This is a genomic window from Neptuniibacter pectenicola (genome assembly GCF_001597735.1).
Lineage (GTDB): Bacteria > Pseudomonadota > Gammaproteobacteria > Pseudomonadales > Balneatricaceae > Neptuniibacter > Neptuniibacter pectenicola.
In genome coordinates this window covers 115,995-128,501 of the sequence record NZ_LUTS01000008.1, presented here as the reverse complement: position 1 = coordinate 128,501, position 12,507 = coordinate 115,995, and the positions used below count along the sequence as shown (strand labels likewise).

Here is a 12,507-nt window from a genome sequence, read left to right as displayed (position 1 = left end):
AGGAAACGACAGCCGATGAGTGAACTACAGATCTATCAGAATGACGATGGCAGTTTGCAGCTGAACGTCACCTTGCAGCATGAAAGTTTGTGGTTATCTCAGTCGCAAATGGCGCAGCTGTTTGATACCAGCGCAGATAACATCAGCTTACACTTAAAAAATGTGTTCAGCTCAGGTGAACTGGACGAAACAGCAACTACCGAGGATTTCTCGGTAGTTCGCCAGGAAGGTAAGCGACAAGTCAAAAGGCGACTTAAACACTACAACTTAGATGCCATCATATCTGTGGGATATAGAGTCAGCTCGGTTAACGCCACAAAATTTCGCCAATGGGCCACTCAAACCCTCAAACAGCACCTGCTACAGGGCTTCACCCTTAATCAGCAACGCTTACAACATAACGCGCAGGAACTGGATAAAGCCCTACAGCTGGTTAAACGGGCCGCTGCTTTACCGGTAAACAGCGAGTTTGGTGCGGGTTTAGTCGATATTATCGCCAGCTATACCCAAACCTTTTTATGGCTACAACAATACGATGAAGGGTTGTTAGCAACACCAACAGGGCAGCCCGGCGGCACGTTAACCCCAGTGGCGGATGCTAAGGCGGCGATAGCCGCGCTTAAAAAGCAACTGATGGCAAAAGGGGAGGCCACTCAGCTCTTTGCCAATGAACGAGAAGATGGCTTATCGTCTATTTGGGGCACGCTAGAACAAAGTATATTTGGCGAACCGGCTTACCCTACAATTGAATCAAAGGCGGCACATTTATTGTATTTTGTCGTTAAAAATCATCCCTTTAGTGATGGCAATAAACGCAGTGCTGCATTTTTACTGGTTGATTTTCTTAACCGCAATCAACGTCTGTTTAATGCTGACTATCAGCCCGTTATCAACGATACTGGCTTAGCGGCTATCACCTTATTAGTGGCTGAGTCAGACCCAAAAGAGAAAGATATCGTTATACGTTTAATACAAAACCTATTGTCGAAGCCAGATCAGTAGGCTTTACAGCGTTGTACAGGGAAAAGTATGTCGAACTTTGAGTTTCTAAATGAATGGCCTGAGTTGCAAGAACATGCGAAACAAGCCGAAGCGGTTGTTAACTCAGACCCACGCTCAAGCTGTTTTTACAGCCGTTATACCTTAGAGCGCACCGTTTATTGGATCTTTGAGTTCGACGCCTGGCTTGCCCGATGCAAGCCAAAATATGATTCCACCTTAAATACCTTAATCAACCAGTCTGAGTTTAAACGTTCGCTCGGTAGTAATGTCTTCCCTAAAATTAAGGCGGTGCAAAAGGCTGGGAATAACGCCGTTCACAGTGAACGCAAAGTATCAGCGCGTGAATCCACCCAAAGCTTAAAAGAGCTTCACCATATCCTCTATTGGTTTTACCGCACCTATACGGCCGTCAAACCTGCGGCGGATCAGGTGTTTGATCTTAACAAGATACCGCAAACGGTTCAGGTGGATGCCAAGCTGGTAATGACCAGCGCCAAAAAGCTTAAAGAACTACAAAAAGCACTGGCTGAACAGGACGATCAACATCAAGAAACGCTCGAAAAAGCGCGCAAACAAAACAGTGCGTTACAACAACAGCTCACGCAACTGCAACAGCAGTTAGCCGAACAAAAAGCGCAAAACAGTAAAGCAGCCGAACAGGTTAAAGACCCTCATGATTATTGCGAGGCAGAGACCCGCAAGTACCTGATCGACCAATACCTTAAAGAGATGGACTGGAATCTGGATGCGCCTAACGTCAAGGAGTTTCCTGTTACGGGGATGCCTATCTCTAAGCAAAACCCGAAAGGTAATGGTTATGTAGATTATGTGCTTTGGGGGAAAGATGGTAAGCCGTTAGCGGTGGTTGAGGCAAAGAGGACGACCCGCAGCGCAAAAGAGGGTAAACGGCAGGCAGAGCTCTATGCTGACTGTTTAGGCAATGATCCTCAGTTGGGTGGCCAGCGCCCCCTGATCTATTACACCAATGGTTACGAGATCTATTTCTGGGACGACCTGAACTACACCGAACGCAAAGTGCAGGGCTTTTTAAATCAGGATGAGATGCAGCGTATCATTGATCGACGCGCATTAGCACTAGATTTAAAAGCGGTTGAGCTAGACACTCATATTGCCGGTAAGGGCCGACCCTATCAGCGCTTGGCCATTGAGTCGGTCTGTGAGCAGTTTGGCATTGAACGTCAACGTAAGTCGCTGTTAGTCATGGCGACGGGAACGGGTAAGACACGCACCACCATCGCTTTAGTGGATCTGTTAATGCGTGCAGGCTGGGTGAAAAACACACTGTTTTTGGCCGATCGTAATGCCTTGGTGAATCAAGCGAAGAAAGAGTTTTCAAAACTGTTACCTAAATCCTCACCGGAAATACTCTCCAGTGGCACCCGCTCGCTAAAAGGGCGTGTATATCTTTCTACGTATCCCACCATGATGAATCTGCTCAGTGCCGCGCCTGATACACGGTTATTTGGTGTTGGACACTTTGATCTGGTGATTGTTGATGAAGCCCACCGAAGTATTTATAAAAAGTACCGTTATATTTTCGATTATTTCGATGCCTTGCTACTCGGATTAACAGCAACGCCTAAAAGTGAAATTGATAAAAACACGTACGATATTTTTGAGCAGCCCGACGACGACCCGACCTTTGCTTATGAATTACATGAGGCTATTGCGGATAAATTCTTAGTGCCCCCCAAAGACGTAAAAGTTGATTTAGGCTTTGTGCGCAAGGGTATTAAGTACTCAGAGCTTTCTGATGATGAAAAAGATGAGTGGGAAAGCAAAGAGCAGCTAGAAGATCGTGATGAAGTCTTACCCAGTGAAGTGAATCAGTTTCTGTTCAACAAAGACACCGTAGATAAAGCGCTCGAGATACTGATGGAGCGCGGTATTAAGGTTGCTGGCGGGGACAGGCTGGGTAAAACAATTATCTTTGCGGCCAACAACGCTCATGCTGAATTTATCGTAGAGCGGTTTGATGCAAACTATCCTAAATATAAAGGTAAGTTTGCCCGTGTTATCACATATAAAGAAACCTATGCTGACTCATTGATTGATGAGTTTAAAGGTGAGAAAAAGCCGTCTGATCCCAATATACCACTGACCATAGCGGTATCTGTCGATATGCTGGATACGGGGATTGATGTACCTGAAGTCGTTAACTTGATGTTCTTTAAGGTGATCAAATCAAAAGTTAAGTTCTTACAGATGCTGGGCCGTGGTACCCGACTGTGCGAAAACCTGTTTGGGCCAGAGGATAATAAGCAGTTTTTTAAAGTGTTTGATATTTGTAAAAACTTTGAATACTTCGAAATGAATCCAGACGGCGCGAAAGACAATGGCACTAAGTCGCTCTCGCAGGCAATTTTTGAAAAGCGTTTAACCTTGTCACAACAGCTAATCGATAATGAAAAGTTTGGGCTATACGGTGCGGAACTTCAGCGCTATTTAATAGAGACCTTGCACCATAGAGTTGAGGGCATGAACCTAGATAACTTTATTGTGCGGCCAGTTCGACGGGTAGTAGAAAAGTACAAGAAACTCGATGCTTGGTGGAAATTAGACAACGAGAGTCTGGCTGAACTTGAGAAGCAAGTTGCCATCCTGCCCACTGAAGCTGAGCCCTTAGCACCCGACGAACAAGATGAGGAGTTAGCACTTCGGTTTGATCATATGGTGCTGATGATGCAACTGGCGTTAACAGACAACACAGGCATTAGTGATTATTATCAGGACAAGCTAACGCAAATAGCCTCCAAGCTTGAAAGCAAAGCCAGTGTGCCTGCGGTCAGTGACCAGCTGGAGTGGATTCAGTATGTGCAGTCTGCTCATTTCTGGACTGATCTATCACTGGAAGAGCTAGAACAAACACGAAGAAAACTACGTTTATTATTGCGTCATATCGAGACAGAAAGTAAAGGTGTGGTTTACACCAACTTCCAAGACGAAGTACTCGGTATTGAAGAGAATGAAGGCGTCTATGAGTTCAGCAGTGAAGGGGGGTTAGCACTTTACCGAAAGCGTGTTGAATCATACATCCGAGAGCATCAGGACGACTTAACCATACAGCGAATTAAACGCAATCAATCCATTACCAAGCTGGACTTAGCGCAGCTAGACAACAAACTATTTGAAGCCAGCGGTATTCCAGATAAGGAATCCTACCTATCAACCATTCACCCAGATAAATCGCTTGGCGTGTTTATTCGTGAACTGGTTGGCCTTGACCGTGGCGCGGCCAAAGAAGCGTTTTCTGTGTATTTAGATGAAGCGACTTACAACAGCCAACAGATACGATTCGTAAATACGATTATCGATTACCTGACTCAAAACGGTGTCATGAGCCCTGCCATGTTGGCTAAACCACCGTTCTCAGATATTCATTTTGAGGGCGTCTTTGGCCTGTTTGATGATGGTGCTGTAATGGATCTGAGAAATCGAATTAAAGGAATAGAGGCTTCAGCAGTAGGAGAGTAGAGGGCTTAGGGATAATGCTTCCTGCTTTGCTTATTGGTAAATTGATAATTTAAATTGCCACCTCAAGAGTTATTTAATCTTAAATATTATAAAGTTAGGCTATCTTCTTAAAGCCACTAAAAACAAGAAAAACTTACGGAAAATCGATGTCTATCCCTAAATACAACGAAATCATGCCCAACATTCTGCGTTATCTTGCGGAGCATGGAGAACAGCAATTCAGGAGCCTAGAACAACCACTGGCTTCTGAATTTAAGCTAACAGAAAAGCAAATTTCCCAGGAATACGAATCAGGAAATGGCACTGTATTTTTGGATAGAATTAGCTGGGCGCTAAGCTATCTGACGAACAGCGGGCTTACAGAAAGGCCGCGCAGAGGTGTGTACAAAATAACAGATACCGCCCAGAAGTTTCTTGATAAAAGCTCCGAAGAGATTCAGCAGTTTGTTAAAGCACAAATGGCACTGAGAACGGCTGAGCAAAAAGCCATGAAAGTAGAGCAGGGGTTTGATGATGACAGGACTGAATTGCTGCCTACGAGCAATCAAACCCCGCAAGAGATGTTGAATACAGCGTATAAGAGCATCCGTCAGTCCACTTATGACCAGATCATAGACACCGTACTGAGTAAGACACCATCAGAGTTTGAAGGCCTTGTGGTTAAGCTTCTGGAGCGTATGGGCTACGGCGGAGAAGTAAAAAACGCAGGAACGGTCACACAGGCCTCAAATGATGGTGGCATAGACGGAATTATTAAAGAAGACATCCTTGGGCTAGGAAAAATACATATCCAAGCTAAACGTTATGCAAGAAGCAACACGGTAGGACGTGAGGAGGTTCAGAAGTTTGTTGGCGCTCTGGCCGTCGCTCAATCTAATAAAGGTGTATTCATCACAACGTCATCATACAGTGCTGGTGCAATTGCTTATGCCGAGAGTCTAAACGGTACCACCAATTTGGTTTTGATCAATGGTGAGCAGCTGGCTAAGTATATGTATGACTACAGCCTTGGAATGCAAACTAAGCAACATATCGAAATCAAAGAGATGGATTCTGATTTCTGGGATGGTATGCAGAACGACTCAAAAGTCAGCTAAAAAGAAATAATAAACAACGTGCGCTACGTTGTTCTTTACGACACTTTACCCACGAAAAAGTATTTTACGAAGCTCTCCGCACGACGGGCAAACAGGCCAAACTCAAAAAGTATCAGCCTTAGTTTGAAACTAGGTTTTCCTGATAACTACTCGACAGCCGCAATAACATGCACCAGTAGGGTTAGGACGTTTCAGGTGTGGTTGATTTGAGTATCAGTATCAATCTAAAACATCATCAGTGCTGCGCTACAGATTCACTAAACTGGACAAAGAGTCATTTGAATCTGAAAACAACATCTGAAAACAACAAAACAAAAAGGGCAAACCAACCTATAGTCAGATAATTATTCTATTTAACATAATATATATTGCTCTGTTCTTATTTTATGCAAAAAGGGGAGTTTAATATTGCCCTAGGCCGCGTCATTGCTGTTTCGACTGGCTAGGGCTTCTGTAAAAAATTCGGCTAACTCTGGCTCTTTAAAGCCATCTTCATGTAGCTCTTTTACTACTTTCAATGAGTCAATTTTGAGGAACTTTGCTATGCGGTATCCCTCTATAATTCCTATACCATTTCGTCCCGTTTTCCAGTGACCTATTGCGCTTCGAGATACGTTCAGCCAATTTGCTAGATTATTGTCTGAATCCCGCTCGCCACGGCGCTTTAGCTCTTCTCTGCATAGCTCTACATAGCGTTGCGTATTATTCATTTTGAACCAGCGTTAATTATTAATATCCCTCAAGTTTAGCGTGTATAGTTCAAATTTCACCTGACAGATGAACTCGACATGGCAGTCGAACTAAACGTATAGTCTGTTTCAACATTCATTCAGGGCTAATAGATGAATCAGGGCAAGTATTACTACGAATTTAATCACGGGGTTTATTACCTCATGCTTCTTGATGGGGAATTCCAAGAATTCCGCTCTTATCAGGATATGGTTTCTTTTGTAGATGATCCTGCTTCTATTTTTGTCGAGGTAACTCTTGAAAACTGGCATCGATTATACGAAGAGGGGGCGTTTTTCTAATGAGCGTTCATCAATCCGTATCTACTAATTTCAACGCTATTCACGACTATCTTTCCTTTACTTGGGCACCTCAGCTAATGGCAGCTTATCGCCGTTTAGCCGCAAGGGAAAAAATGACGGTTAAGAAGTACTTAGAAAGTGCTGAGCCTTTAGATTTTCACCAGATGGCGCTTGAAGATATCCCGTTTGATTGTGATTCAAAGGCGGTAAAGGGTTTTAACCCTATTAGTTATTTGATGCCTGAATTCTCCGAAACTGCTGCGGGTTACGGTATGACTTTAAGTCAGTGGTCTAAAGAAATTGATAAACCGCATGTTAACGATGCTGGTCAGATTGATATAGGCCGTCTTGATGATCTTTGCTTTTCGGAACTCACTAATTTTTTAAATACAGTTTCTAAAGAGTTTTTCCAGCTTGAGCACATTAAAGATTTAGCCACTCAGGAAGCATGGGAGGAGGTTTTTGTAGCGATTCAAAGACCATCAGGCATGTTGGGTTATCGTCGATCTTTTGATCTTTGGTTTAACGGTTATCATATCGGAATAGCTGCCTCCGGTGCTTCAAATGGTGGTTGTTACCTTTCATTTTCGGGTACAGGCTGTGCTCTCTTAGACTTCCAGAAAGTCTTTGAAGTTATTCGCGTTCTTCCTGCTATTCGTATTACTCGCCTAGATATCGCTGTTGATTTTATGAATGGTGAATACTCGGTTGATGATTTTGTGGAGATATATAAAGACGGGGGCTTTGCTTGGAACAATGTTTCCCCTAAATGGCATATGCACTCAGGTGGTGAGCTGCAAGGTCGTGAAATGATTCCTAACGAGGGTCGTACTTTAAACATCGGTAAGCGCGCTAACGGGAAGATGTTTCGCGCTTATGAAAAGGGCCGTCAGATGGGAGATCCTGGCAGTAAATGGGTAAGGGGAGAAGTTGAGCTAAGGTCGAAAGATCGAGAAATTCCGTTGTATGCCCTGCAACGTCCGGCGGATTACTTCGCTGGTGCTTATCCCTGTTTAGCTGATGTTATTAATTCAGATGAAGTTGTTGAAGTTACTCGGATTCAAACACGGAAAAAAAAAGTAGAGATCACATATTCAAATCTTAAGGGCCACGCTAAGACCGCTTATGGTGCATTGATTAATGTTATGCGTAGCTCTGCACAAATGTCAGATAAAGAAATTGTTGAAACGCTAATAAGACCTGATTGTGTACCTAAATCAATTAATGCTGCTAATGAGGTTACGCCTTATGAGCGTCCAGAAGTTCATTTTAACGAATCTGTTTTTGGTGTTGTCTATCAACAAATGCTTGAAGAGGTACAGACCAAGTTCTCAACGCTTTTTAGGGTTCTAAAGAATTCTAAAGAGTTATCAGAAGTCGAAATCTTTAATTTAATCACAAACAATAATTCTGTGACTGTCACAGATAAGGGGCAACCATGTCTAAGTTAGTTATTGAAATTCATTCAGAGAAAGTCGAACACCGCAAAGGCGTATCACGTGGAACGGGTAAAGAATGGGAAATGTGGAACCAAGATTATTGGGTTCGTATGCCTGAGTCTCCACATCCTGAGAAAGCCTCTTTAAATCTTAAAGATGGTAACTCCATGAAGAAGGGTATTTATACGCTTGATACAGCGCCTTTGTTAAAAATTGGCGGTTACGGTTCTTTAGAAATTGATGATCGCCAAATTCAAGATCTTTTGAAATTTGAAAAGCCGTTAGCTGATAAGGCTTCATAATGCCTTGCTCTAACTGTGACTGTCACGGAATCTGCACAAATCGGTGTAAATGATGGCTGGGAATTATGTTGTCTGTCCCGATGGTGTTTCCATTGATTTTGATTCATTGGGCCGCGCGCGTTGCATGGAAGATGGTGTATCGCAATGGGAGATACATCATACAGACGAACTGATTCCTGTTGATTTAACACCAATTAATAATTTAGTCGATGCACTAGATATTTTGTTCACTTTTGATCCTGAGTTGTTCGGGATTGTGTTGTTTGGTTGTGTCATGCTTTTTACCACTGGGTGGGGTACTGGCGTCGTCATTCGACTTTTAACTAAGGGCAATTAAGCCCAAAGGAGATTTACTATGGTTCGTAAAATGAAAAATATGATGGCTAATAACTATCGTAAAGCTGCCGTTGCTGCTGCTGCAATTGCTGCGTCTGGTCAAGCACTTGCTTTAGATGCTGCTCAAAATACTGCGATTACAGATGGTTATACCAATGTTGAGGTGACTGTAGCTGTTGTAATTGCTGGTTTGCTGGGCGTAATTCTAGGTATTGCGGGTTGGTCAATCATCAAAGGTCTTCTTAAGTAAGGTGATTTTTTCAATCCTATTGGCTTGTATGTGGTGGGCCTCGTTTATGTATGGCTTTTACACTGGGCGCATCACGTAAGCCAGTGTGATTGCTAAATAAATAGGGGGCTTAGGCTCCCTTTTTTTGGTCTTATATTATGAATATTTTAGTTCGTTATTTAAAACCTAACTTTCAAATTACTTATTATTTAAATCTGTTTTTGGTTCTTGTTGTTTTTATTGGATCTTTTTCAATATCTTCAATTGCTTTGGCTTTTGATGATGATGGTTCATGGCAAGACGGCAAGTATTGGTTGTATTTTAATGCTAATAATTCCTCATCTGGTTATGCTCCAACCGCTTCGGGTTTGTGTGCTAATCTTGGTGGTCAATATGATGCTTCAAGATTTGGTGTTAATTATTGTCAAGGAATTGGTTATATGTACCACGAATTTTGTGGTTCCTATCAATCCACATCTACTTTTATAAATGAGTCAGGATGCGGCCAATTTCCCGATCCTGTAATTGACTGTGCTGGTTCTGACGGTTCACCTGTAAATTTACATGTGCCGCTCAAATCAGAGAATGGCCAGCCTATCATTGGCGAGGGTTCCTTTCCGACAGATGTTATGTATTCAGATGGTTGCAAATATGGTTTAGAGGATTCAAATTCAACGCCTGAACTAGTTGAAATTACTGATACCGAAACGGGTGAAGTTTTTTTGGCCCTTCAAAATTCCTATGTTTTTTTGAATTCAGAACCGACTTCTCCCGATGGCTCTTTAGATGTTCCGTCACCTTCAGAAACAAATGATATAAATCCTAATTACAGTTCAGATAATACGGTTGATACAACAGATACAACAACGTCTGATCCTGTTTCTGTTACAAATCCTGATGGCTCAGAGGTCACAACAGAGCAAACGTCAACAACAGAGACTAGGGGTGATGGAACGACAGTTACAACAACTTCGGATACTCAATTTGTTTCTGAATCTAACGGCATTATTAAAAATGAGATCACAACAACAACTACCTATGATTTTGTAGATGGAACTTCAACTGTAGAAACCGAAACTCATACTGAATACACGCAGACACCTATCACTAATTACACAATTGATAATTCAACAGGAACAATTGTTGTTAATGCGAATGGTGGTAGCTCAGCTGGTACGACAACTATTACTACTGATACATATGATTCGGCAGGCAATAAAGTTTCTAGCTCTCAAACGTCAACGAATCAGGGGGGGGGTGATGCTCAAGAACAAAAAGAGTCAGAGGAATGTAAGGCCGACCCGTCTTCATGTAAAGAGTTTAAAAAAACGGGTTCAGGCTCGTTTGATTTAGCTGGTGCCTCTGCTGATCTTGAGGCGGCAAAGCTAGCATATTCTGAATATATAGATACGTTGAAATCAGAGGTTTCTGATTCGATCGGCTTTAATTTTACAGGCGGCGGGCAAATTGAATCCTATGAAGTTGATTTTCATGGTGTCACTGGTGACATTGGTTTAACACGCTGGATACCTTATTTTGATGCTTTTGATCTTGGGGCATTAGTGATGTTTATCGCTGCTATGGTTTCATTATATATATTGTTAGGAGGTCGCAGTGATTGAAGCTCTGCAAGGCATTTATGACTGGCTTGTTAATGGTTCCTACACGTTTGTTCAGGAAATTGTAGCTGCAGTTATGATCTGGGGTATTACGCTCTGGTTTAAGTTTAAAGTTGCGGCGCTCGCATTCATGTGGGGTGTTGCGTCATCAATGATTGATCAGCTTGGCTTGTCTGCGCTAATAAATCAATTCTGGGGCGAGCTCAATAATTCATTTGTTGGCTTTTTAACTAGATACAACATTCCAGAGGCGCTAAACCTTGTTTTGAATGCTCGTATCACTAGATTTATCTGGAATATGATATGACTTGTGTTATTCATCACGGGCCTCCGGGTTCTTACAAATCTTTTGGTACTATTCAACGTGCTGTAATTCCTGCGTTGGTCGGTAAGGAAGTAAAAAACGAAGCTGGTGAAAAAGAGCTTGTTGGTCGAACTGTCGTTACTAATATTCGTGGATTAGATTCGATTGAACGGATAGAAGAAGCGCTGGATGTTTCATTGCATCCGGATTCACAAATCATTTTTGTTGATGCAGATGATGAAACGGGTTTTCAGGCAATGCGTTTCTTTTTTCATTGGGTTCCGTTTGGGGCACTGATTGCGATGGATGAAACTCAGCGTATTTTTTCTAAAAAGCGACATCGTGATCTTAAGTTCTTGGACCTTAAGCTTACAGATGGCGAGGGTAATCGTCGTGATGCAGATATTATAAAATCAGAATCTCAGTATTGGGACGGTGATTATAATCGTCCTGAAACGGTTGAGACTGCGTTTGATCAACATAGGCATATGAACTGGGATATTTATTGTACGACTCCTAATATTTCAAAAGTGCATCCTGAAATAAGAGAAGTTGTAGAAATTGCATATAGACATCGCGGACTTGGCGCTCTTTTGCCGTGGTGGCGTAACAAATGGATGGAATTCACTCATGATTCAGAAACAAGCGGGAAATCTGCGAGCCATTACTTGGGTAGTCCGAAAACCTACAAAGCAGACACCCGAATCTTTAGCTGTTATCAATCAACTAAAACAGGAAAAGCCCTCGGTACTTCAGAAGCTCGTTATATTTACAACGACCCTAAGTTTCAGATGCTTTCCATCGGGTTTCTCGTTGCGATCCTTGCTTTTATCGGCATGGGGGTTAAGGTCTACCAGACCAGTCCTTTTCTTAACGGGTTTCGTGAACCTAGCATTCAGGAAGATATCAAAACTATTCCTCAGACTGTTGATAATGACAGTAGGAATGATATTGGTATCTCTGATCCTGCGTCTGATCTTGAAGCTAAGTTTAACGATTTAGCAAAGCCTGAAGTTGATGATATTAATCAGCATCAGGAAGGGGTGTTTACAGGTTCTACGACTAAAACGGTTGATATTACGGGCCTTTCAACTTTTATTGGTTCATATCATAAACAGGGGTTTACTGTTCGTCTTGCGGCTATTGTTACAATGTCTGATCGTTTGTTCTATCGAATTCATGTTTTTGATCGTGATATACAGATTGATGATATTTCACAATCACAAATTATAAAGATGGGCTATCAGCACTCATTTGATGGTGATTCATTGCGTATTGAATCGCGTTCTGAGAGCTTTATGATTCGTCCTTACGGTTCGATTGAGACTACGGGAAATTCTTCGGGAGGACGCAGCTATGCAAGGACGAAAGAAGATTCCCGTAGTCTCAATGATGCATTTTAGCTGTTTTATAAATTGCGCATAATGTAACTCCGTTAAGTTACTGATTTGCTTGCAAATCAGCCTGAATACACGATCTGTAAAATCTTTAAACAGATCGTGCATTTACACATAACAGAGTATTATGCGAATATTTTCATATTATATTTTGTCCTTGCTGTCTTTCTCGAATATTTTTTCATATGATTACTTTACAGCCCTTCTTTTTTATCATATGATAATTGCTCCAGTTACTTAAGCCTTCAAGGGTCTT

At 42.2% G+C, this 12,507-nt stretch carries 12 protein-coding genes; 11 read left to right on the top strand and 1 reads right to left on the bottom strand.

Annotated elements, in window-relative coordinates; genetic code table 11:
• The first annotated feature begins 15 nt into the window (after positions 1–15).
• The 3 genes from A3773_RS11930 (at position 16) to A3773_RS11920 (ending at position 5,594) form a co-directional block, all read left to right on the top strand.
• Positions 16–1,002, top strand: a complete 987-nt coding sequence (locus tag A3773_RS11930; RefSeq protein ID WP_067986295.1) for a virulence RhuM family protein/type II toxin-antitoxin system death-on-curing family toxin — start codon at positions 16–18, stop codon at positions 1,000–1,002.
• Positions 1,003–1,029: 27 nt separating this feature from the next.
• Positions 1,030–4,497 carry a DEAD/DEAH box helicase family protein gene (locus A3773_RS11925; protein ID WP_067986293.1) on the top strand — a complete coding sequence of 1,156 codons (3,468 nt, stop codon included), beginning with the start codon at positions 1,030–1,032 and terminating at the stop codon, positions 4,495–4,497.
• A 146-nt stretch (positions 4,498–4,643) separates the two neighbouring features.
• Positions 4,644–5,594, top strand: a complete 951-nt coding sequence (locus tag A3773_RS11920) for a restriction endonuclease (protein ID WP_067986291.1) — start codon at positions 4,644–4,646, stop codon at positions 5,592–5,594.
• Between the two features lie 413 nt (positions 5,595–6,007).
• Here A3773_RS11920 and A3773_RS11915 read toward each other — a convergent pair whose 3' ends face one another.
• The gene (locus A3773_RS11915; RefSeq protein ID WP_067986286.1) at positions 6,008–6,304 is read right to left on the bottom strand and encodes a hypothetical protein; all 297 of its coding nucleotides are present in this window, start codon (positions 6,302–6,304) and stop codon (positions 6,008–6,010) included.
• Between the two features lie 132 nt (positions 6,305–6,436).
• On the opposite strand from A3773_RS11915, the gene A3773_RS11910 reads away from it, so the two are divergent.
• The 8 genes from A3773_RS11910 to A3773_RS11875 all read left to right on the top strand — a co-directional run bounded on the left by A3773_RS11910 (position 6,437) and on the right by A3773_RS11875 (position 12,257).
• Positions 6,437–6,625, top strand: a complete 189-nt coding sequence (locus tag A3773_RS11910) for a hypothetical protein (RefSeq protein ID WP_067986283.1) — start codon at positions 6,437–6,439, stop codon at positions 6,623–6,625.
• Entirely contained in the window at positions 6,625–8,076 is a 1,452-nt protein-coding gene (locus A3773_RS11905) for a replication initiation factor domain-containing protein (protein WP_067986281.1), read from the top strand. The genes A3773_RS11910 and A3773_RS11905 overlap by 1 nt, the downstream gene beginning before the upstream one ends.
• Positions 8,064–8,366: a single-stranded DNA-binding protein gene (locus A3773_RS11900; RefSeq protein WP_067986280.1), complete on the top strand. Its 303-nt coding sequence runs from the start codon at positions 8,064–8,066 to the stop codon at positions 8,364–8,366. The genes A3773_RS11905 and A3773_RS11900 overlap by 13 nt, the downstream gene beginning before the upstream one ends.
• 49 nt (positions 8,367–8,415) lie before the next feature.
• The gene (locus tag A3773_RS11895) at positions 8,416–8,703 is read left to right on the top strand and encodes a hypothetical protein (protein WP_156473519.1); all 288 of its coding nucleotides are present in this window, start codon (positions 8,416–8,418) and stop codon (positions 8,701–8,703) included.
• 18 nt (positions 8,704–8,721) lie between these two features.
• Positions 8,722–8,952, top strand: a complete 231-nt coding sequence (locus tag A3773_RS11890; protein WP_067986277.1) for a hypothetical protein — start codon at positions 8,722–8,724, stop codon at positions 8,950–8,952.
• Positions 8,953–9,089: 137 nt separating this feature from the next.
• Positions 9,090–10,553: a hypothetical protein gene (locus A3773_RS11885; RefSeq protein ID WP_067986275.1), complete on the top strand. Its 1,464-nt coding sequence runs from the start codon at positions 9,090–9,092 to the stop codon at positions 10,551–10,553.
• Positions 10,546–10,857, top strand: a complete 312-nt coding sequence (locus A3773_RS11880; protein ID WP_067986273.1) for a DUF2523 family protein — start codon at positions 10,546–10,548, stop codon at positions 10,855–10,857. Before A3773_RS11885 ends, A3773_RS11880 begins: the two co-directional genes overlap by 8 nt.
• The gene (locus tag A3773_RS11875; RefSeq protein ID WP_067986272.1) at positions 10,854–12,257 is read left to right on the top strand and encodes a zonular occludens toxin family protein; all 1,404 of its coding nucleotides are present in this window, start codon (positions 10,854–10,856) and stop codon (positions 12,255–12,257) included. The genes A3773_RS11880 and A3773_RS11875 overlap by 4 nt, the downstream gene beginning before the upstream one ends.
• Positions 12,258–12,507 lie beyond the last annotated feature (250 nt).

What these genes read in the sequence shown, in the direction of transcription:
- A3773_RS11875 (WP_067986272.1), top strand. Translation starts at nt 10,854, where the DNA reads ATGACTTGTGTTATTCATCACGGGCCTCCGGGTTCTTACAAATCTTTT.
- A3773_RS11890 (WP_067986277.1), top strand. Translation starts at nt 8,722, where the DNA reads ATGGTTCGTAAAATGAAAAATATGATGGCTAATAACTATCGTAAAGCT.
- A3773_RS11900 (WP_067986280.1), top strand. Translation starts at nt 8,064, where the DNA reads ATGTCTAAGTTAGTTATTGAAATTCATTCAGAGAAAGTCGAACACCGC.
- A3773_RS11920 (WP_067986291.1), top strand. Translation starts at nt 4,644, where the DNA reads ATGTCTATCCCTAAATACAACGAAATCATGCCCAACATTCTGCGTTAT.
- A3773_RS11905 (WP_067986281.1), top strand. Translation starts at nt 6,625, where the DNA reads ATGAGCGTTCATCAATCCGTATCTACTAATTTCAACGCTATTCACGAC.
- A3773_RS11925 (WP_067986293.1), top strand. Translation starts at nt 1,030, where the DNA reads ATGTCGAACTTTGAGTTTCTAAATGAATGGCCTGAGTTGCAAGAACAT.
- A3773_RS11885 (WP_067986275.1), top strand. Translation starts at nt 9,090, where the DNA reads ATGAATATTTTAGTTCGTTATTTAAAACCTAACTTTCAAATTACTTAT.
- A3773_RS11895 (WP_156473519.1), top strand. Translation starts at nt 8,416, where the DNA reads ATGATGGCTGGGAATTATGTTGTCTGTCCCGATGGTGTTTCCATTGAT.
- A3773_RS11910 (WP_067986283.1), top strand. Translation starts at nt 6,437, where the DNA reads ATGAATCAGGGCAAGTATTACTACGAATTTAATCACGGGGTTTATTAC.
- A3773_RS11930 (WP_067986295.1), top strand. Translation starts at nt 16, where the DNA reads ATGAGTGAACTACAGATCTATCAGAATGACGATGGCAGTTTGCAGCTG.
- A3773_RS11915 (WP_067986286.1), bottom strand. Translation starts at nt 6,304, where the DNA reads ATGAATAATACGCAACGCTATGTAGAGCTATGCAGAGAAGAGCTAAAG.